Below are 21,065 nucleotides of genomic sequence, written 5' to 3' on the forward strand. Positions count from 1 at the left end.
GCTTTTTGTTAATCCATAAGCATTGGGAATTAGTACTGCTTATCTATTAGCACTTCAACTGGTTCCCCTATCTTAACCGCTTCGCTCTCGCCAAACCAGTCCCCTGCTTTAGTGGCAACATTGCCATCGCTGTCGATGCGCACACGCACCATCAACGCATCGAGCGATGAGAGTTTACGTGCTTCCAACATGCTGTTGCTGTCATCCAACACCACAGTGCGCGGGAAGCTCCCCACAGGGTAGCGCGCTGCTGCGACTGGCATAGGCGCGCCATCGGCGCTGTGCACAGACACAATCAGCGAAGCATTCGGTTCGGCTTGTACACTAGGGTCAAGCGTAATCGTCACCGCCACAGATTGACCGTTACCTATCGCTTGCCCCATCTGCTTGCGCGCGTTGTCAATACTGCGCGAGAGCATCTCATAGCGACTATCCTCAGGGCCGATCATCTGCTGCATCACGCCCCAATAACGAATCGCCGCTGGGAAGTCCTGACGCTCGTAAGCATCAAACGCGAGCAAAGAGAACACACGCAAGTCCACATACTCTTGCTGAACTAACTCTGAGAGCAAGGTACGAGCGCGGTTTTGATCAAACTCATCTTGAGAGAGCATCAAGGCTTGAGCATAGCCCAGTTGAACATCGGTGTTCTCGGGTTCTAGACGATAGGCTTTTTTCATCGCACCGATCGCCGTATCCACATCGCGATTAGCGAGGCCAATGCGACCGAGTAGCAACCAGCCCGTTGAATCATCCGGTTGATAATGAAGGCGAGTTCTCAGCGCCAAGGTCAAGTCTTTCATCTCGTCGTCGCTCAAGCTGGCGCCTTCCGGCGACATGAGCTTTTTCGATAGCGCAGGCAAGTTTGCACTTACTTGCTGCCACTCGTTGACTTGATTGGCACCACCAAACTGGAAATACATCGCATAAGAGAGCGCAATGACCAGCGCAAATGATGGCACTAGCACCCAGACCGGCTTGATAGTAGCGCTATCAGCGCCCCCCTCTTTGGCAGGGATGTCATCAAGCAGGGATTGCTTAAGATCATCGATGAGCTCTTGTTGGTTCTCCACCAAGCCTTCATCGGTTTCTTCAGCGAGTTCCGAGAGACGGTCTTTGTAAAACGCTTTATTGAGCTCGTCACGCAGACGGACATCTTGGTTCTCTGTGCGGCGAATGAAAGGCAAAGCAACCAACAAGCAGCTCATGACGATTAAAATGACTGAGGCTACCCAAAATAGTGTCATTTGTGTTTATCTCCATCATTTTGTTCATCTAGAAGGGCTTTCAGTCGCGCTTCCTTATCGGCGCTCCATTGCTCGTCGGGCACACTCTTTACTTTGCTTTTTCTGCTGCGAAGAACAATCAGCGCAAAGCCCAGCACCACCACACACAGCGGGCCAAGCCACAGAATCGAGGTGGCCAGCGTGAACGGCGGTTTGTAAGTCACAAAATTGCCGTAGCGCGCGATCATGTAATCAACAATCTCTTGCTTCGATTTGCCGTCTTTGGTCATTTCATACACTTTTTGGCGCAAATCGACCGCAAGTTCCGCGTTAGAGTCCGCAATGGTGTTGTTTTGACATTTCGGACAGCGCAAGGTGTGCCCGAGCTCCTTAAACTGCTGCTCTTGCTCGAGAGTCTCAAATTCATACACCTCGATGGCCGCCTTCGCTGCCATTGAGAGCGTCAATGCCGTCATGAGCATCAAAGTTAAAAGCCAAAAGGGGGAAACGGTCTTTCGAATCATTGTACTGCTTCCTCAACCATACGTTGGTACATAGGCCCTAGCTTCTCTGCCCAGTTGCGTGCGTTCACATCACCCACATGGCGGTACTGAATCACGCCATTTGCATCAATGAGGAACGTCTCTGGCGCGCCATAAACACCAAGATCTAGGCCCAACATACCATTGCCATCAAACAGGCTGATGAGATACGGGTTACCGAGATCATTGAGCCAGCCGACTGCCTTAGTGCGATCGTCTTTGTAGTTCAGTCCGATGATTTTAACGCCTTGACTAGCCAACTCATTAAGATACTGATGCTCGGCATAGCACGTAGGGCACCACGTCGCCCAGACATTGAGTAGCAAAGGCTCGCCAACAAAAATCTGTTGATCGTACAGTTTGCCGGGTTCCGCTAGATCTTCTAAGCGAAACTCTGGCACCGTTTTACCGACCAAGACCGACTCCAATTTTGTAGGGTCATCACCGTGTTGGTTTTTAATGAGCTGGGTGGCAAAAACGCTCACCAGCCCCAAAAAGGCCACCAAGGGAATAAACAGTAGCTTCTTACTCATGATGCCTCCTGCTGGGTATTCTTTCTAAATCGGTAACGCTTATCGCTGATGGCAATCGCGCCGCCGAGCGACATCAACAGAGCCCCCGCCCAAATCCAACGCACAAACGGTTTGTAGTAGATACGCACAGCCCAAGATTTGTTGTCGTCGAGTTGCTCGCCCATCGCGATATAGAGATCACGCGTTATCCCTCGATCGATCGCCGCTTCGGTCATCATAGAGCGCGCCGTGCGGTAGAAGCGTTTCTCCGCATGTAAGGTATTGATGTATTTACCGTTGAGGGTAATTTCAAAATCGGCAATATAGCCGTCATAGTTGGGGCCATCTTTGTCTCGTAAGCCTTCAAAATAGAAGTCATAACCTTGAATTTGGAAATGCTCGCCAGGTGCCAAACGGACATCACGTTCGATACTGTAGTTTTGCACCATCGCGATACCAATAATCGAAACCGCAAGACCGACGTGGCCCAACATCATCGCCCAGTGACTGCGCTGAAGTTTTTTCACACCGCTCCAGAAAGTGTGACGGTGCGTCGCACGTTGGTAGAGCTCAAACCCATGCAGCAAGATGATCCACAGTGCCATCACCCAGCCGATGTACGCCATCACTAGGAACTGATCGGCTAGCCATACAGTGAACAAGGCAGCGAGCAACAATGAAGCCACGCCAGAGATGAGCATCGGCACTTTGACCGTTTTGAGGTTGTCGCGTTTCCAGCGGATCAGCGGTCCAATACCGAGGAAGAAGGCAAACGGCACCATCAACCAAGCAAACAGCATGTCAAAGAATGGCGCACCAATGGAGACAGAGCCTAACCCGATTTGCTTATGCACGAGCGGCAATAAAGTCCCAACCAACACCACCACTAACGCCGCAATCAGCAACACGTTGTTAACCAACAGCGCATTTTCGCGTGATACCAACTCGAAGTTGCCACGCACACGAACCGACGCGCCTTTGAGCGCAAACAAAAGCAGCGAGCCGCCGATGACAAACACCAAGAAGCCAAGGATAAACATCCCACGCGAAGGATCGGAAGCGAAAGCGTGCACCGAGACAAGAATGCCGGAGCGCACTAAGAAGGTGCCCAATAAGCTGAGCGAGAATGCCGATATGGCCAGTAGCACCGTCCACGCTTTGAACGTGCCGCGCTTTTCGGTCACAGCGAGTGAGTGCATCAGCGCAGTACCGGCAAGCCAAGGCATGAAAGAGGCGTTTTCAACTGGATCCCAGAACCACCAGCCTCCCCAACCTAACTCGTAGTAAGCCCACCATGAGCCTAACGCAATACCCAGTGTGAGAAAGAGCCAAGCGGCGGTTGTCCAAGGACGAGACCAACGCGCCCATGCCGTATCAAGTCGGCCGGTCATCAGTGAGGCGATCGCAAATGAGAAAGCAACCGAAAAGCCTACGTACCCCATGTAGAGCATGGGTGGGTGAATGATCAAGCCCGGGTCTTGCAGTAACGGGTTTAAATCGCGGCCATCGACTGGGAAGTATGGCAATGTACGCAAAAATGGGTTCGAGGTGACGATGATAAACAGCAAAAAGCCTACCGTGATAAGGCCCATCACCGCCAATACGCGTGCGACCGATTCTTGTGGCATACCTCGACTAAAGCTCGCCACCGCAACCGTCCACCCAGCTTGGATAAGAACCCACAGCAGCAATGATCCTTCATGGGCACCCCAAACCGCGGTCAGTCGATAGTACCAAGGCAATTGCGTGTTGGAGTTGCTTGCCACATAGTTCAAAGTGAAATCGTTGGTATAAAACGCCCACAACAAGATGGCAAACGACACCAACAGCAGCAAGAACATCCCCCAAGAGAGTGGTCTTGCAGTGTTCATCAAAAGCGTATTGTTACGCGATGCACCGACCAGTGGCAAAATGCTCAAGAGCACTGCCATGGCGAGAGAAATAATCAGCGCAAAATGGCCAATCTCAGCAATCATTGGTCACTTCCTTGTTTTTGCTCTTGAGTGTACTGAAGCGGTTCGTGGGTTTTCTTCATCGCTTCGGCCACTTCAGGCGGCATATACTCTTCGTCGTGCTTCGCTAACACTTCAAACGCCTCAATGGTGGTCGCGTTTTTTAGTACGCCTTGCGCCACGATCCCTTGCCCCTCACGAAATAGGTCAGGCAAAATGCCATCGTAGTAAATGGTCACTTTCGGGCCGATATCATGTAAGTCAAACGACACACGCAAAGATTGCGGATCGCGCTTAACTGACCCTTCTACCACCATGCCACCAATGCGAAGGCGTTGACCCACTTCTGGTTTGGTGCCATCAGGCTTACCATTGACCAGCTCGGTTGGTGTATAGAAAAGATCCATGTTTTGGTTTAGGGCATAGAGCATCAAACCCACGGTCGCAGAGATGCCGACAAAAATAGCGAGGACAATACTGAGTCTCTTTTTACGTCTTGGGTTCATAAGGTGTTCTCCAAATTTTTCGCCGCTTCGATTCGTGCTTGGCGGTCTACTTTTGCTTTCACATCGCGCAAGATGCCTTTGCCACGCTTCACACTGACCACCCAGAGTATCCACATCGACAAAAACGTGATTCCAAACGCACTCCACACATAGCCGGCATAACCGCCCATTGCCCAAAAATCACTTAAGCTATCAAAATGCATGGTTAGGCCTCCTGCTTGGATTTTTCTGTGGCGGATTCTTCTGTGGCGAGTTGAACCACCCACGGGCGGTGGCTCTCTTTAGCCAAAATTTCATTTCTCAAGCGAACCATGGTCAGGCTGGCAAAGAAGAACGCAAAACCAAAGATGTTCAAGAGTAAAGGCCACAGCATGTTCGCCGAGATAGAAGGCTTTTCGAACTTGGTAATGGTGGCGCCCTGATGCAGGGTGTTCCACCATTCCACTGAGAAGTGAATGATAGGCAAATTAACCACACCAACAATCGCTAAAATACCGGCTGCTTTGGCGGCGGTTTTTTGATCATCAAACGCGTGATACAGAGCAATCACGCCAAGGTAGAGAAACAACAGAATCAGCTCGGATGTTAGGCGAGCGTCCCATACCCACCATGTACCCCACATCGGCTTGCCCCACACGGCCCCCGTGAATAGGGCAATGAAGGTGTACACCGCGCCAATTGGCGCCATCGCAGAGGCTGCCATATCTGATAAGCGGACTTGCCACACCAATCCGATAAACGCGGCAATCGCCATCGACATGTAGACGCCCATCGACCAGATCGCAGAGGGTACATGGATATAGATGATTCTAAAACTGTCGCCTTGTTGGTAGTCAGAAGGTGCAAAGGCCAGCCCCCAGACGGTTCCGGCGACGAGACACACCAAGGCTAAAACGGAAAACCAAGGTAAGCACTTACCGCACAATCGGTAAGCGGCTTCTGGCTTGGCATAAGGATGGAGCCATTTCCACATCGTTTTACTCACTCTTACTTCTGGGCACCGTCCCGCAAAATTCATCAACGGGTCATTCGGTCGGTTTATTTATTGTCGTTATGTTTTTTATTTATGACCATTATGTCATGTATAGAAAGGGAATTTTTCGTGCTTGATTCAAAACAATCAAGTCACGCTTACCCTAAGTGCTGCACTGATCGCAAATGGCGTTAACGTCATCGATCCCATCAGCATGGCACCGAGTATCGCTAACTGTCCGTTATACGCCATGCCAAGCGATGCCGCATCAATCGCGGAGGTCGCAAAAATCAAAATAGGTATATAGAGCGGCAGCACCAATAAACTCAGCAGCACGCCACCTTTCTGCAGACCAACGGTCAGCGCAACGCCTATCGCTCCAACAAAGCTCAGCGTGGGTGTACCAATCAATAGTGTCAGCACGACACCAAGCCAAGTATTAAAATCCAGCGATAGTAATATGGCGAGCAGCGGGCTAATCAGAATGAGCGGCAACCCCGTTAACAGCCAGTGTGCGAACACCTTTGACATCACCACCAGCGGCAATGGAATGGGCATCAGCATCATCTGCTCAAGTGAACCGTCTTGAAAGTCATCCCTAAACAGGCGCTCTAAGGAGAGCAGCGCCGACAACAGTGCCGCGACCCAAACGATGCCTGCAGCAATGCGAGCCAACAAATTGGGCTCAGGCCCGATACTGAGCGGAAAGAGCGTGATGACAATAATAAAGAACCACAATGGGTTAAAAATATCCGCTTGACGGCGAAACGCGATCAGCAACTCACGGCGAATTATCGTGTTCATAGCTGCGAGCATGGCTAGTCACCTAACTTAATTTTTCTAAGGATGGGATTGTCGGCAAACATGTCTTGGTGCGTCGTCAAAATCACTATGCCCCCTTGCTCTGCATGTTGCAGAAAGAGCGCTTCTAACACCTTGACGCCTTGCTTATCGATGGCCGTGAGAGGCTCATCTAGAATCCACAATTTATGTTCACTGAGCCACAACCTTGCCAATGCTACGCGCCGCTGCTGCCCCGCAGACAGCTGCCCAACGGGGACATCCTCTCGCCCTGCCAATCCTACTTTGACCAGAGCGTTATAGATATCGGTTTTCGTGAGCGCTTGCTGACTGTGCAGGCCCAGATAAAAACGCAAATTTTCGTACGCGGTGAGTTCGCGCTTGATACCGGTCTGGTGGCCGAGAAACAGCAAGTCTTGATGGAAAGCTTCACGATTGGAAAGCACAGATTCACCACGCCAAGTAATGTCTCCGCACTCTTTGTCACCAAGACCCGTAATAATGCGCAGCAACGTCGTTTTGCCGGTGCCGTTGCGCCCTTCAATTTGTACTAATTCACCTGGCTCTATATCGAAAGAGAGCGATTCAAACAACACTCTTTCATCTCGGATCGCCGTCAGTTGCGAGACTTGTAACATGTATGACCAATCAACCATTTTCGAGCCGCTAGTTTACCACAGCCTTTTCACGACAAAACTACCAACACTGACCTAGGCTCACGAAACTACGTAAGATTCTGTTAATAGTTGATTATGTTTATGCTTTCGGCGTGAAAATTGTGATTTACAGCGATGTGAATTTCACACTCTACCCCTTATGGATAGGGTGAAAGAAAAAAGGATGCCTGAATGGGCATCCTCAATATTTGCGACACTGCTAATTTGATAATGTCACTTTCGTACCGGGCGTTTGCGCGCCTCTTGACGTCTTGGTGTGCTCTGGAGTGGAGGAATCTTCTCCTCTCCCGCTAATTTCTTCTGTAATGACATCATCAGCTCCGCTTCCGCCTTGGGAAGCTCACACTGCTCAATCAACTCATCCAAATCAGCCCCGAGTTGGACCATTTTGGTCGCTCTTGAATAGAGACGCCCATCACTGTCCTCTTGCTCAAGTTCTGTCACGCGTTCATTGAGGTGCTGAATGATGTCCTGCTGCTCGCTGATCCTTTGTCCAAGCCCAACGACAACCGAGCGCACTTCTAAAAGCTGCTTATTGGCCTTTTGCAGCTCTTTATCAAAATGCCGTTGCTGCTGGCGAAAATGATCGGCCGTTCTCACTTGACCTCGCTTGAGGCGAAACAGCGCAAGCAAAAGAAACAAAAAGACGAACGCTACCGCCCCTGCTAACACAGGTGCGGGAGCTACAGCGAAGATATCCATTATAGGTGAGCCATCTCATCCCATTCTTCGTCAGTCAACAGCTTGTTCAAGTCCACAAGGATAAGCAGCTTACCATCACGGTTGCTCACACCCTGAATGAACTTGGCGCTTTCGTCAGTGCCGACACTTGGAGTTGTATCGATTTCAGAAGAACGGAGGTAAACCACTTCAGCCACACTATCAACCAGAATACCGATCACTTGGTGCTCAGACTCAATCACAATGATACGAGTGTTGTCAGTGATCTCACCTTCCATGAGACCAAAACGTGAACGCGTATCGATGACAGTGACGACGTTACCACGAAGGTTGATAATACCCAGTACATAATCTGGCGCACCCGGTACTGGTGCGATTTCGGTGTAACGCAGCACTTCACGCACTTGCATTACGTTAATACCGTAAGTTTCTTCTTCTAGTTGGAACGTCACCCACTGAAGTACTTCGTCATTGGACTGGTCTTTTCTTACTTCGACTTCATTCGTTTGAGACATACCTATTCCTCTCTGCCCAAATTGGCCTTAAATGAACTTATTTATCTAGTGCTTTAACATCAAGTCCTGCATTAAGCATAGCTATCAATGCCTCAACGTGAACCAAAGCACACATTTTTTCTTTTACCATACCCGCAAGCCACGGACGCTTCCCGGCAGTCACACGCCAGCGGACCTTTTCAGGGCTGAGCGACTCAGTACCCAGCAATTGCGTGCTTGCTAGTCCCCAAAGGCTCTCACCAAGCATGACAATGTATTGATATTCGTCTTTATGGCTATCATCTTTCAGCTTTTCGGCCATCACCCATTTCGCGGTATCCACCACATCAAGCTGAGAATCCCGATTGGTTTGTAGACCCAAATACCAACTTGGTCGACCAATTAAATGATTCAGATCGCCAATACGGTGAATGCCGCCAAGCTCATCGAGTGGCACCGCAAAGGTCACGCCATTCACCTCAAAGTAGAGTACCTGAAACGATACGTGACGCTCGGTACTTTGCCAGCTGTCTAGCGCATTGCCACTGGATGTCTCGAGTTCGCTCTGCACCTCGACCGTGGATTCAATATGCGGGTCCACTTCAGCAATAGGTACTTCAGCAATCGGCATCTCTGCGGCAGAAAACTCAGCGATGGGCGCCTCATCGACCACCTCAGTCAGCGACGGTTCGAACGTCGCAACGTCCTCTTCGACGAACGCCTCCGCCTCTTGTGTTGGGGCTAGGGGTTCATCGATCACCCAATCTTGAATCTCTTCGACTTCTGGCTTCACAATGTCAGGTTCAACCTGAGCAATCGCCGCCGTATTCTGCTCCATGACCTCTTCTAATTGTAAGTCAGCAACAGGATTCGTCGACTCGAGCTGTTTGAGCAGCCTTTCTACGTCTTCAAGATTGGGCACTTCCAAATCGACCGTCGACTGTAAGATGTAGCTGTTTTCAGCCACGGGCTGCACTTGTGGCTCTGGCTCCCATGACATTTCAACCGAATGCATTGGCTCGACTGTGTCCGACGATTCATCTTGTGGCGCGGCGACCTGAGTCTCTTCTAGCTCCACCTCTTCGTCGAGCAAAGCGGCAAAATAATCATCCAGTGCCTGTTCACCTGACAGCAACGCGTTGTTACTCATTGAGCGCTAACCTCTCTAAATGAATCAACAGCTGCTTGTAGGCAAACACACCGCGACTGCCTGCCGCAAAGTGTGAGACAGGTAAATGCTTTAAGCTCGCATCACGAAATTTGGTATCAATCGGAATGGCCGAAGACCACACCTGATTCGGGTAATCTTTCTTAAGCTGCTGCAGGGTTTGCAGCGACGCGCGAGTCCGCTTGTCGTACATGGTGGGGACTATCGTCACTTTGAATGCACGATTACGAGACTTCTGCATGATCGCCAACGTGCGAACCATGCGCTCTAAGCCTTTCATGGCCAAAAACTCGGTCTGAACCGGAATCAAAATTCGATCGCTCGCCGCCAAAGCATTGACCATCATCACCCCTAAGATAGGTGGGCAATCAATCAACACATAATCGTATTGATCTCGAATCGCGAGCAAGGCGCGCTTTAGAATCAACCCCATACCGCTGCGATTACCCATCACGCGATCTAGCGTCGCTAAAGACATGTGCGCCGGAATCAGATCAATGCCTTCAATGTCCGAGTTCATGATCAAAGGGTTGACGGTGCTTGGGGTATAATCCTTGAGCTGAAAAAGATCAAACAAACTGGCAGGTACGCTGTCGGAATCATAACCAAGATAGGTCGTCAAAGAGGCATGCGGATCGGTATCGACCAATAACACCCGTTTACCTTGCTGGCTTAATAAGCCCGCCAGCGTAATGGTGGTGGTGGTTTTGCCTACGCCGCCTTTTTGGTTTGCAATACTCCAAACTATCATGTCGCCACCTCTACGCGAGTCCAAGCTCAACCAACATTCGCTCTGAAATGCGGTCTAGAGGTAGATCTTCACTGGAGAGTCCGGCTTTAGCCACAGCTTGAGGCATGCCATACACCACACAGCTCTCTTCATCCTGCGCCCAAATCGTTGCGCCGGCATTTTTCAGCATTCGTGCGCCTTCACGACCATCCGCCCCCATACCCGTCAGTACCATCGACAACACTTGGTCACCATACACTTTGGCTGCACTGCCAAAGGTGACGTCGACACAAGGTTTGTAGTTCATCCGCTCACCGCCATCAATCACACGCAATTTAGCGCTGCCTGGGCGGCCATCAATCATCATCTGCATGCCACCTGGAGCGAGATACGCCACACCTGGTCTTAGCATATCGCCATCTTCTGCTTCTTTTACGGTGATTTTACACAGCGAGTTTAAGCGACTAGCAAACGCCGCGGTAAACGTCGCAGGCATATGCTGAATAAGCACAATAGGATGCGGATAGTTTGCAGGCAATTTGGTGAGAATTTTTTGCAAGGCGACCGGGCCACCGGTGGAGGTTCCGATAGCCGTTAACTGATATTTTTTACCACTGGCTTTAAAGCGCGTCGCATTCACCGCCGGACGCGACGGTGTGGCGGCGCTTGGTGCCGTTCTTGCTGTTGAGGTCGTTCGAAGCGCAGATGAGGTCGGCGTACTTCTTGGCGCGGGCGTCGCCGGTTTTGCCACCGGACGGCGCATAAAGGTTCGACGCGAAGCGATTTGCAACACTCTTTGTTGCAGTAACGTCACCGCTTCATCTCGATTGCGCGCGATGTCTTCAAACTTTTTCGGCAAAAAGTCCAACGCTCCGGCTTCCAGCGCATCGAGGGTCGCTTTCGCACCATCGTGTGTCAATGATGAAAACATCAAAATCGGAACAGGACTTTGCGCCATAATTTCGCGGACGGCAGTGATGCCGTCCATAATAGGCATTTCGATGTCCATAGTGATGACGTCAGGCTTAAGCGACAGTGCTTTTTGCACCGCCTCTTTGCCGTTGGTTGCGACATCCATCACTTCAAGCTTAGGCTCAGAGTTAATGATCTCGCTAACACGACGGCGAAAGAAGCTCGAATCGTCAACAACTAATACTTTGATTGCCATATAAATCCTTCTATTTACGCACCGTTAGATGCGTGATGCCGCTGCGTACTGTTTCAGCAGATCAGGCACATCAAGAATCAAAGCAATGTGACCATCACTGGTAATCGTTGCCCCCGCCATACCCGGCGTCCCTTGCAACAACTTATCAAGCGGCTTGATGACGACTTCTTCTTGTCCAATCAAGGTATCCACAACAAAGCCAACACGCTGGCTTCCTAGTTGAACGATAACCACATGACCATGCCCTTTACGTAGCTCGACTTTCCCCGCACTCGGCGCTAGCCAGTTTTGCAGATAGAATAGCGGAATGGATTTGTCTCGAACGATGATGGTCAATTGGCCGTCGACGACGTTAGTGCGGCTCAAATCCAAATGGAAGATCTCGTTGACACTTGCCAAAGGCAACGCAAATGGATGCCCGGCCACCCCAACCATCAAGGTTGGCAAAATCGCCAGTGTCAGAGGTACTTTGATCGTAATCTTGGTGCCTTTACCGAGCTCTGAGTCAATATCGATCGAGCCGTTTAAGGTATTGATGGCCGTTTTCACCACGTCCATACCCACACCGCGACCAGAGATGTCAGAAATCTTCTCTTTACTTGAGAAACCTGGCATGAAGATCAGGTTGAAACACTCTTTGTCTGTGAGGCGAGACGCTGCGTCTTCATCCATCATGCCACGTTTAACGGCAATCGCACGGAGCTTATCTGGGTCCATACCGCCACCGTCATCGACAATAGCCAGTTCAATATGATCACCTTCTTGCGAGGCAGACAGAATCACTTTACCCGTGCGCGGCTTGCCAGCGGCAACGCGATCGTCGGGCATTTCTACACCGTGATCCACCGAGTTTCGAACCAAGTGGATCAATGGATCGGCAAGCGCCTCAACTAGGTTTTTATCTAAGTCTGTCTCTTCACCGCGCATTTCCAGCGTGATGTCTTTGTTCAGGCTACGCGCCAAGTCTCGAACTACTCGCGGGAAACGTCCAAACACTTTCTTAATCGGCTGCATGCGCGTTTTCATGACCGCGCCTTGCAAGTCCGCAGTGACAACGTCTAGGTTTGCGACCGCTTTAGACATCTCTTCATCGTTGCTATTAAGCCCCAAACTGAGTAAGCGGTTTCGCACCAACACTAGCTCGCCCACCATGTTCATGATGACATCGAGGGTTGAAGTATCCACACGGACCGTGGCTTCCGCTTGAGGTTTCTTGGCCGGAGCAGACGCCTCTTTCTTCGCTGGAGGTGGCGCTGCCTCTGCCTTCTCGGCAGGGGCTGGTTTTGCAGCAGGCTGCGCTTTCGGAGCCGCCGCTGGAGCCGGTTGACTTGGTGCAGAAGATGGCGTCGCAGCAGGTTTAGGTGGCACTGGCTTCGTGGCCGCTTCGAGTTCTTCCACTGATGGACCTTTACCTGCACCATGCAGGTTGTCCAACAGCTTCTCGAACTCTTCATCAGTCATTAAATCGCCATCACCAGCCGCAGGGCTCGGTGGTGGAGGTGGCGGCGGAGCAGACGCCGCTGCCGCTTCATTTTCACCTGGTCCTTTGCCGACCCCGTGAAGTTCATCAAGCAGCTTTTCAAATTCATCATCGGTGATATCACCGCTCATGTCTGCACTTGGCGCTGGAGCAGCTGATGACTGCGCTTCGGCTTCTTTACCGGGTGCACTACCCTTGCCGTGAAGCTCATCAAGTAGCTTTTCAAATTCGTCTTGGGTGATTTCGTCGATAGAACCGCCAGAACCTGACGGGGCTGCATCTGCAGTTGGCGCTTCCCCGATAGGTTCTTCGACTACAGGTTCTTCGACCACAACCGGCTCTTCGACGACAGGCTCAGGCTCAACGGGCGCTTCGGCTTGGGGCACCTCATCTTCTGAAGCCGGTTTGCTTAGACGATGAAGTTCCTCAAGAAGCGCAGGGTCAGCAGGCGTTAACGGGTCTCTGTCTTGGACAGCCTGAAACTGTTCATTGACGGTGTCGAGTGCTTGCAGCATGGTATCCATCAAGCCAGAATCGACCTGACGCTGGCCATTACGCAGCGTATCAAACACATTCTCTGCGCCGTGACATGTGTCAACAAGCTCAGTCAAAGAGAGAAACCCTGCGCCCCCTTTCACCGTGTGGAAACCACGGAAAATGGCGTTGAGCAAATCTCTGTCATCTGGGTTGTTTTCCAATTCTACCAACTGCTCAGACAGTAGTTCTAGAATCTCACCCGCTTCTACCAAAAAGTCCTGAAGAATATCTTCGTCTAAATCAAAGCTCATATGTTACCTCTAAAACCCAAGACTAGAGAGCAAGTCGTCCACTTCGTCTTGTGATGAAACGGCATCATCCCTTTCATGAGGGTTAAGGATTGGCCCTTCCGGATCCGTAGATGCTTTATTCTTGTTATCTGTGCTGCCTTCCAACTGGCTTGCGCCAAACGCAGTGAGAATCTCAACTAATCGTGCTTCAACTTCACTAACCAAAGTAATCACGCGTCTAATAATTTGTCCGGTCAAATCTTGGAAATCTTGAGCCATCAGTATTTCCGTCAACTGACCGCGTAACTCTGAACTGTCGCCTTCGACTTGACCGAGCAGGTCATCAATGCGGTGGCACAAGGCTTTGAACTCTGCAAGGTCAATGCGCCCGTGCATCAATTCGTTCCACTGAGGACGTACCTTCAGTAGCCCTTCGTGCAGATTGTCTGCAATCGGCATACAACGGTCGACGGCATCCATGGTTTTGTTCGCGGCGACTTCTGTCTTGTCAATGACGTATTGGAGGCGATCCCTTGCATCAGGAATTTCGTCATTCGCGATTTCGTTAACTCGTTCGCTGAGCGTAAACTGCTTGATAGACTCGTGCAGATCACGGGTTAACTCGCCAATCTCTTGAAGCATCGGATTGGCATTTGATTCATGAATGTCTTTAACAAGAAGGTCTGCTTCCTGCTGTTGACCGTTTTCTAATAGTTCGACAAGTTGTTTTGCCTGTTCTAATGAAATCATTCTGAATTTGGCCTATTGCGCCACGTCGTCAATTCCTTGACTTATAAACGCTCAAAAATTTTGTCTAGTTTTTCTTTTAGTGTTGCCGCGGTAAATGGCTTAACGATGTAGCCGTTCACACCCGCTTGTGCCGCCTCAATGATCTGTTCACGCTTTGCTTCCGCAGTAATCATCAAAACAGGAAGGTGCTTAAGCTCAGCATCGGCGCGAATGTGTTTGAGTAGGTCAATACCTTGCATGCCTGGCATGTTCCAGTCGGTCACGACAAAGTCGAAATCACCTTTTTTCAGCATAGGTAACGCAGTCAAACCATCGTCGGCTTCTTGAGTGTTATTAAAACCCAAGTCACGAAGTAAGTTCTTAACGATTCGGCGCATTGTTGAAAAGTCATCAACAATTAGGATTTTCATGTTTTTATTCAAAATTGCCTCCACTGAGTTTGATATCAGTGATGTTAGTCATTATTTGTCCAAGCACTCAACTTTGTGCGTAGACGTTGCATTGATTGGCTTAGTATCTGGCTAACGCGTGACTCGCTAACCCCAATTACCTCACCGATTTCTTTCAAGTTTAACTCTTCATCGTAATAAAGCGAAAGTACTAGTGCCTCTCGTTCTGGTAGAGATTTGATCGAGTCGACAAGTGCGGTGCGAAAATACTCATCTGCCACCCCTTTAAAAGGGACATTGTCTTCCTCTTGGTCCTCAGGCGAAATCGAATCTTCCGAGACGCCTAAGTCCTCTATCCCAACCAAACGTGAACAGTTAATGTCCGTTAGTATGGTGTGGTACTGATCCAGGCTGATGCCCATAAACTGCGCCACTTCCGCATCGGTTGGGTCTCGATTCAGTTGCCCTTCCAACGAGGCGATAGCTTGACTGATTTCTCGATTGTTCTTATGCACAGAGCGAGGAACCCAGTCTCCACGTCGGATGTCATCCAACATCGCGCCTCGAATCCGTATGCCCGCATACGTTTCAAAACTGGCGCCTTTACTACCATCGTAGTTTTTTTGTGCCTCTAGCAGACCAATCATGCCCGCCTGAATAAGATCTTCTACCTGCACACTCGGAGGCAAACGTCCAAGCAAATGGTGAGCAATACGCTTCACCAGCACCGAGTATTTTTCTAAAAACGCTCGCTGGCTATCGTGATTGGCATATTGGTCGTAGGTCAGGGCCTTATTCACCAAACGGTTCCTCTAGCATCTCATTCTTATTTACTAAGCGTTCTACAAAAAACTCAAGATGTCCACTCGGCACTTTCGGAATTGGCCAAGTTAGCGCTTTACTGGCCAATGAACCGATGGCGAGAGCAGCAGGGGAGCGCGGGAAGGCGTCCACAACAATCTTTTGCTTTTTAACAGCTTGTCGAACTTTATCATCTAAAGGAATACATGCTACGAGCTCAAGACTCACATTCAAGAATCGCTCTGTGACCAAGGTCAACTTTGCGAACAATTCTCGGCCTTCTCGATAGCTTCTGACCATATTTGCAACAATTTTGAATCGCTGCACTTGGTGGTCCTTGTTCAATAGTTTAATTAAAGCATACGCATCGGTAATTGACGTAGGTTCATCACACACGACGACAACCACATCTTGGGCCGCGCGCGAAAAACTCACTACCATATCAGAAATGCCTGCCGCTGTATCAATCAACAGCACATCCATTTCGTCTTCGAGACTGCCAAAAGCGCGAATCAAGCCCACATGTTGCGCGTGGGAGAGTTCGGTCATCGACTGTGTCCCTGATGTTGCAGGAATGATGCGAATACCGTGTGGTCCTTCAACGATGGCGTCTTGCAGGTCACACTCTCCGGCCAATACATGGCCTAAATTGCGTTTAGGTCGAATGCCGAGCATCACGTCCACGTTGGCCAGACCTAAGTCAGCATCGAGCACCATGACTTTTTTACCTTGGCGCGCCATACAAATTGCCATGCCTAAGGTTACGTTTGACTTACCAACTCCGCCTTTGCCTCCGGTTACCGAAATAACTTTAGTCAACGAGGGTTGGGTTAAGCGGCGTAGCCCGCTAGCTTGGTCTTGAATCATATTCTTCGTCATAATCGTCCGCCGCCTAGAACCTGTCTGCGTCACTATTCCAATAGTGAGGTTCGTTATCTGTCGACTTCTCTAGCAACTCATTTGCTTTCGCTACCATGTATTTTGGCTGAGCAATCACAATGTCTTCTGGTACACGTTGTCCGTTCGCGATATACGCGACGGGCAATGCGTTTTGCACTACAACACTGACAAACTCTCCCAAACTCAGTGACTCATCGAGCTTGGTCAAAATACATCCAGAAAGTGGAATACGTTTAAAGTGATCAATGGTCTCTTGTAATACTTTGCGCTGCGCCGTGGCAGGCAGTACCAAGTAGCTATGAATCACTTCACCAATTTCGTGCATTAGGGTGTCAAGCTGCTCTGACAATCGGACATCGCGCTGTCCCATGCCGGCAGTATCGACCAAAATTAGGCGACGATTTCTCAACTGATAAATAACATCGGCTAATTCATTGGAATCTTTAGCAACTTTTACTGGGCACCCCATAATTCGACCATAAATAGCCAACTGTTCATGAGCACCAATTCGATAAGTATCTGTGGTCACAAGCGCCACGTTGTCCGCGCCAAACTCCATGGCAGCGCGTGCGGCTAATTTGGCCACTGTCGTGGTTTTCCCCACACCGGTTGGGCCAAGTAATGCGACCACGCCACCGCGTTTAAGGATGTCTTGTTTGGAGATAGGGATCTGGTCTGAGACTAAACCCAGCAATGCTTTCCATGCTTTGGTAGGCGGCGTGTCTTCAGGTATGTAACACGCTAATTGATCGGCCAAATCCGAAGAGACGCCCATCCGCTCAAGGCGCTTAATTAACATGGCTCTAAGGGGCTCTCTTCGCTCCACTTCTTGCCACATTAACCCCGATACTTGATGCTCAAGCAGACGACGAATCGAGGACATTTCCTCTTTCATCTCTTCAAAATCTTCGTTGGGCATCGCTGACTCTTGCGCGCGACCACGCTCATAACGAGAAGGATCCAAGCGCGCAGCCGGTTTTTCAATACGGCGGTCTTCTGCAATCAGCTTGGCCAAAGGCGAATCTTCACGTACGCGAACATCGTTATCCTGACCTGATTTATAAGAGGTATTTTGACGCTTCAACAACGCCGCCAGCGAGTCTTCTTCTTCCTCATCACGAGGCGGAGTCCCGCCACGATATTGGGCCAGCATATTGGCAAAACGTTTGGTCATCGAACGTCCAGAATCACCTTGTGATTGTAGGCTCACCTTATCATCATCAAGGCGACGCTGATTCGATGAGGCTAAGCTCGCACTGGCTTGGCTATGCTGGTTAGCGGACTGAGAGGCGGGGACATGTCGTGGGTTGGAGTTGTAGCTGTGACTTGGCGCCGCTCGCTTCGCTGCGGAATCTCCGTCAACAGCCGCCACGATTTCTACGCCACCAGCGACTTTTTTGTTCGACATGATTACTGCGTCATCGCCTAACTCTGCTTTCACTTGAAGCAGAGCGCCACGCATGTCTTTTGCAAAAAATCGTTTAATTTTCAAATTAGATACCGTGTTTTACCGACTCTGTTCTAGTTACCGACAGCTTGAACAATGCGGATTTGTTTTTCGTCAGGTATTTCTTGGTATGACAGTACACGCAGTGATGGAATCGTATTCTTCACGAACTTGGCTAAGGTTGAACGCAACACCCCTGATGTCAGGAGCACAGCAGGCTCACCTTTGAGCTCTTGTTCTTGTGTGGCATGGCTCAGTGATGATTGCAATCGCTCTGCCAAACCAGGTTCTATCCCTGCGGACTCTCCTCCCGAAGCTTGCATTGTCTGATGCAATATTTGTTCCAGTTCAGGAATCAAGGTAATAACCGGCAACTCTGGCTCTATACCGTTGATTTCCTGAACGATTAAGCGCTTCAATGAGATTCGTGCAGCGGCCGTTAGGATGTCGGGTTCTTGACTCTTTGATGAGTATTCCGACAAGGTCTGAACGATGGTACGAATGTCTCGAATGGGCACGGCTTCGTTGAGTAAGTTTTGCAGAACTTTCACCACGACGCCAAGTTGCAGCTGATCGGGTACAAAGTTTTCCACCAACTTCGGCGCGCTGCGACCCAACATTTCAAGGAGGTTTTGTACTTCTTCATGACCGAGCAATTGAGAGGCGTTGTTGGTCAACAGCTGGCTTAAGTGCGTCGCCAACACCGTGGACGAGTCAACGACGGTGTAGCCTAACGCCTGAGCATGCTCGCGCTGCTCTTCGCGAATCCACACCGCTTCAAGCCCAAACGCGGGGTCAATGGTCGGTTCACCCTCAATCATCCCGTACACTTGGCCTGGGTTGATTGCCAGCTCCATATCTGGGCGAATCTCCGCCTCGCCTACCGCAACGCCCATTAAAGTGATGCGGTAGCTATTTGGCGTCAATTCAAGGTTATCACGAATGTGCACAGCTGGAATGAGGAAGCCAAAATCTTGAGAGAGCTTTTTACGCACCCCTTTCACTCGCTCAAGCAGTTCACCCCCTTGGTCTTTATCCACCAATGGGATCAGGCGGTATCCCACCTCAAGACCAATGGTATCGACCGGCTGAACATCATCCCAAGAGAGCTCTTTCGGCGTGGGAGCTTCTGTCTCTTGCGTGGCGGGCAGGTTCTTGCTCTCGGCCTGTTTTTTCTGCTTGCGTTGAATGAGGTACGCACCGCCGCCCGCCAACAGAGCGAGGAGCAAAAACGCAAAATGAGGCATACCCGGAACGATGCCCATGACAAACAAAATCGCGGCGGTGATCATCAGCGCCTTGGGGTTGTCAAACATCTGAAAGACAACCTGCTGCCCCATGTCCTCGTCTGTATTTTGACGCGTCACCATGATCGCGGCGCCAATCGACAACAACAATGATGGGATCTGGGCGACCAAACCATCACCAATAGTCAGCAAGGTATAGATTTGAATCGCTTCACCAAAGCCGAGGCCGTATTGCGCCATACCGATCGATAAGCCGCCGATAATGTTGATAAACAAAATCAAGATACCGGCGATGGCGTCACCTTTAACAAATTTTGACGCACCGTCCATCGAACCGTAGAAATCGGCTTCTTTGGTCACTTCTTGACGTCGAGTACGCGCTTGATCTTGGTCGATCAGTCCCGCGTTCAAGTCTGCGTCAATCGCCATTTGCTTACCAGGTAAAGCGTCCAAGGTAAAGCGAGCACTCACCTCAGAGATACGCCCTGCACCTTTGGTCACGACCATAAAGTTGATGATCATCAAGATGAGAAAGACCACCAAACCGACAGCGTAGTTACCACCAATCACCACGTTACCGAAGGCTTCAATCACAGAACCTGCCGCTTCAGGTCCTTCATGACCGTACAGCAGTACCACACGCGTTGAAGCAACGTTGAGCGCCAAACGCAGCAAGGTCGCAATCAGCAGTACCGTGGGGAAAGCCGCAAAATCAAGCGGGCGGCGTGTGTAAACCGTGACGAGCAGCACCACCATCGCCAAAGCGATGTTGAAGGTAAAAGACAAATCGAGCAAAAAAGGCGGGATCGGCAATACGATCATCGCCAATGTCGACAGCACCATGACAGGCGCGCCTATCGCGGGTAAGGCTCGCTGAGGTATCGGTGGCAGCTTATCTGCAAACGGCAAAGAAAACTTCATAGGTAAGTAATGAGAATCTATGGAAAAAGAGTCAACGTCAGCTGTTTATGCAATTTTTAGTCCAGTGATGTTGTCAAAAAACTGGCTAGAGACAAGAACTAGGCGACCCATCTTTCGAAGTGACACCTGTAGCACGACTGACGTTCACGCCTGGATATTGCTGACGGCGTTAGGGTCTGAGGTTAAACAGCAACTCGCCTTGTTTAGTCTGAGGTTGGTAATCGACACAAGCCAACCCTGAGGTAGGGAACAGTGGCGGCGCCATATCCACCACAAACTCCGCGGTCAAATATCCGACCAGAGGTAAGTGAGAGACGAGCAACACAGACTCTAGCTGCTCAACATCAATCAAGGCGTCAATATACTGCGCGACTTGCTCAGAGTCCCCATAGGGCGTGATGTCATCCAGTGTCTCTACTTTATTAGCGTCAAAGCAGTGAGCGATCTCCTGCCATGTCTGCTGAGCACGGATATAAGGGCTAACAAGAACCTTATCAAAAGAGCGATAGCCCTGCTCGACACACGCTTTTGCGACCGCTAGAGACGCTTGTCGACCATTCGCGGTTAACTCACGCTGGGCATCACTGTCGGCAAAATGCTCTGCTTCCCCATGGCGCATAATAAAAATTTTCATGGCTAAATCCTACACTACCCTGCCAGCGCCCATTCGACGTGGCGAATTTATTATCGTGCCAGTCCTGCTGGCCATTTTTACTCTCAAGTATATCAAGAGCGTGGCTAAAGACACCGATTTTATTAATGAATTGTTGACGAAACGATCGCAATCTCGGGCAGGTTCCGACGAGCGTTTTATAAAATCAATGACTTTTCTTGACGATATGGTTTGCAGACAGGCACATCGCGTTCATAATTGTTAAAAAGAACGACGACTATTTGCATTACCCTAATCGCCATTCACATCACTCGCCCACT

At 50.1% G+C, this 21,065-nt stretch carries 22 protein-coding genes; all 22 read right to left on the reverse strand.

Annotated elements, in window-relative coordinates; genetic code table 11:
* Positions 1 to 29: 29 nt before the first annotated feature.
* On the reverse strand, positions 30 to 1,247 hold the full coding sequence (ccmI, locus tag AC6R0S_RS16410) for a c-type cytochrome biogenesis protein CcmI (protein WP_500638380.1): 1,218 nt from the start codon (positions 1,245 to 1,247) through the stop codon (positions 30 to 32).
* Entirely contained in the window at positions 1,244 to 1,750 is a 507-nt protein-coding gene (locus AC6R0S_RS16415) for a cytochrome c-type biogenesis protein (RefSeq protein WP_500638381.1), read from the reverse strand. The genes ccmI and AC6R0S_RS16415 overlap by 4 nt, the downstream gene beginning before the upstream one ends.
* Positions 1,747 to 2,301, reverse strand: coding sequence for a DsbE family thiol:disulfide interchange protein (locus AC6R0S_RS16420; protein WP_487903597.1), 555 nt, complete (start codon positions 2,299 to 2,301; stop codon positions 1,747 to 1,749). Before AC6R0S_RS16420 ends, AC6R0S_RS16415 begins: the two co-directional genes overlap by 4 nt.
* Positions 2,298 to 4,256 carry a heme lyase CcmF/NrfE family subunit gene (locus AC6R0S_RS16425; RefSeq protein ID WP_500638382.1) on the reverse strand — a complete coding sequence of 653 codons (1,959 nt, stop codon included), beginning with the start codon at positions 4,254 to 4,256 and terminating at the stop codon, positions 2,298 to 2,300. Before AC6R0S_RS16425 ends, AC6R0S_RS16420 begins: the two co-directional genes overlap by 4 nt.
* Positions 4,253 to 4,738 carry a cytochrome c maturation protein CcmE gene (ccmE, locus tag AC6R0S_RS16430; RefSeq protein WP_334551092.1) on the reverse strand — a complete coding sequence of 162 codons (486 nt, stop codon included), beginning with the start codon at positions 4,736 to 4,738 and terminating at the stop codon, positions 4,253 to 4,255. Before ccmE ends, AC6R0S_RS16425 begins: the two co-directional genes overlap by 4 nt.
* The gene (gene ccmD, locus AC6R0S_RS16435) at positions 4,735 to 4,941 is read right to left on the reverse strand and encodes a heme exporter protein CcmD (protein ID WP_334551093.1); all 207 of its coding nucleotides are present in this window, start codon (positions 4,939 to 4,941) and stop codon (positions 4,735 to 4,737) included. Before ccmD ends, ccmE begins: the two co-directional genes overlap by 4 nt.
* A gap of 2 nt (positions 4,942 to 4,943) precedes the next feature.
* Positions 4,944 to 5,711 carry a heme ABC transporter permease gene (locus AC6R0S_RS16440; protein WP_500638383.1) on the reverse strand — a complete coding sequence of 256 codons (768 nt, stop codon included), beginning with the start codon at positions 5,709 to 5,711 and terminating at the stop codon, positions 4,944 to 4,946.
* Between the two features lie 147 nt (positions 5,712 to 5,858).
* Positions 5,859 to 6,527: a heme exporter protein CcmB gene (gene ccmB, locus AC6R0S_RS16445; protein WP_500638384.1), complete on the reverse strand. Its 669-nt coding sequence runs from the start codon at positions 6,525 to 6,527 to the stop codon at positions 5,859 to 5,861.
* A gap of 2 nt (positions 6,528 to 6,529) precedes the next feature.
* Positions 6,530 to 7,150 carry a cytochrome c biogenesis heme-transporting ATPase CcmA gene (gene ccmA, locus AC6R0S_RS16450; RefSeq protein ID WP_500625776.1) on the reverse strand — a complete coding sequence of 207 codons (621 nt, stop codon included), beginning with the start codon at positions 7,148 to 7,150 and terminating at the stop codon, positions 6,530 to 6,532.
* A 252-nt stretch (positions 7,151 to 7,402) separates the two neighbouring features.
* On the reverse strand, positions 7,403 to 7,891 hold the full coding sequence (locus AC6R0S_RS16455) for a DUF2802 domain-containing protein (RefSeq protein ID WP_500628700.1): 489 nt from the start codon (positions 7,889 to 7,891) through the stop codon (positions 7,403 to 7,405).
* The gene (locus tag AC6R0S_RS16460) at positions 7,891 to 8,385 is read right to left on the reverse strand and encodes a chemotaxis protein CheW (RefSeq protein ID WP_006959436.1); all 495 of its coding nucleotides are present in this window, start codon (positions 8,383 to 8,385) and stop codon (positions 7,891 to 7,893) included. Before AC6R0S_RS16460 ends, AC6R0S_RS16455 begins: the two co-directional genes overlap by 1 nt.
* A 37-nt stretch (positions 8,386 to 8,422) precedes the next feature.
* Positions 8,423 to 9,514 (reverse strand): chemotaxis protein CheW, encoded by a 1,092-nt coding sequence (locus AC6R0S_RS16465; RefSeq protein WP_500638385.1) that lies wholly within the window; start codon positions 9,512 to 9,514, stop codon positions 8,423 to 8,425.
* Positions 9,507 to 10,283 (reverse strand): ParA family protein, encoded by a 777-nt coding sequence (locus tag AC6R0S_RS16470; RefSeq protein WP_487903592.1) that lies wholly within the window; start codon positions 10,281 to 10,283, stop codon positions 9,507 to 9,509. The genes AC6R0S_RS16465 and AC6R0S_RS16470 overlap by 8 nt, the downstream gene beginning before the upstream one ends.
* 10 nt (positions 10,284 to 10,293) lie before the next feature.
* Entirely contained in the window at positions 10,294 to 11,430 is a 1,137-nt protein-coding gene (locus AC6R0S_RS16475; protein ID WP_500638386.1) for a protein-glutamate methylesterase/protein-glutamine glutaminase, read from the reverse strand.
* 24 nt (positions 11,431 to 11,454) lie between these two features.
* Positions 11,455 to 13,698, reverse strand: a complete 2,244-nt coding sequence (locus AC6R0S_RS16480; protein WP_500631875.1) for a chemotaxis protein CheA — start codon at positions 13,696 to 13,698, stop codon at positions 11,455 to 11,457.
* Between the two features lie 9 nt (positions 13,699 to 13,707).
* Positions 13,708 to 14,427, reverse strand: coding sequence for a protein phosphatase CheZ (locus AC6R0S_RS16485; RefSeq protein ID WP_500625771.1), 720 nt, complete (start codon positions 14,425 to 14,427; stop codon positions 13,708 to 13,710).
* 41 nt (positions 14,428 to 14,468) lie between these two features.
* Positions 14,469 to 14,837, reverse strand: coding sequence for a chemotaxis response regulator CheY (cheY, locus tag AC6R0S_RS16490; RefSeq protein WP_017635949.1), 369 nt, complete (start codon positions 14,835 to 14,837; stop codon positions 14,469 to 14,471).
* Between the two features lie 44 nt (positions 14,838 to 14,881).
* The gene (locus AC6R0S_RS16495; protein ID WP_334551111.1) at positions 14,882 to 15,616 is read right to left on the reverse strand and encodes an RNA polymerase sigma factor FliA; all 735 of its coding nucleotides are present in this window, start codon (positions 15,614 to 15,616) and stop codon (positions 14,882 to 14,884) included.
* Entirely contained in the window at positions 15,609 to 16,496 is an 888-nt protein-coding gene (locus AC6R0S_RS16500; protein WP_334551112.1) for a MinD/ParA family protein, read from the reverse strand. Before AC6R0S_RS16500 ends, AC6R0S_RS16495 begins: the two co-directional genes overlap by 8 nt.
* 13 nt (positions 16,497 to 16,509) lie before the next feature.
* Positions 16,510 to 18,009 carry a flagellar biosynthesis GTPase FlhF gene (flhF, locus tag AC6R0S_RS16505; RefSeq protein ID WP_500628705.1) on the reverse strand — a complete coding sequence of 500 codons (1,500 nt, stop codon included), beginning with the start codon at positions 18,007 to 18,009 and terminating at the stop codon, positions 16,510 to 16,512.
* A 29-nt stretch (positions 18,010 to 18,038) separates the two neighbouring features.
* Positions 18,039 to 20,132: a flagellar biosynthesis protein FlhA gene (gene flhA, locus AC6R0S_RS16510; protein WP_500625769.1), complete on the reverse strand. Its 2,094-nt coding sequence runs from the start codon at positions 20,130 to 20,132 to the stop codon at positions 18,039 to 18,041.
* Between the two features lie 169 nt (positions 20,133 to 20,301).
* The gene (gene sixA, locus AC6R0S_RS16515; protein ID WP_500625768.1) at positions 20,302 to 20,766 is read right to left on the reverse strand and encodes a phosphohistidine phosphatase SixA; all 465 of its coding nucleotides are present in this window, start codon (positions 20,764 to 20,766) and stop codon (positions 20,302 to 20,304) included.
* Positions 20,767 to 21,065: the final 299 nt, after the last annotated feature.

This window comes from Vibrio sp. R15-SG3-ISO1B (assembly GCF_059833835.1).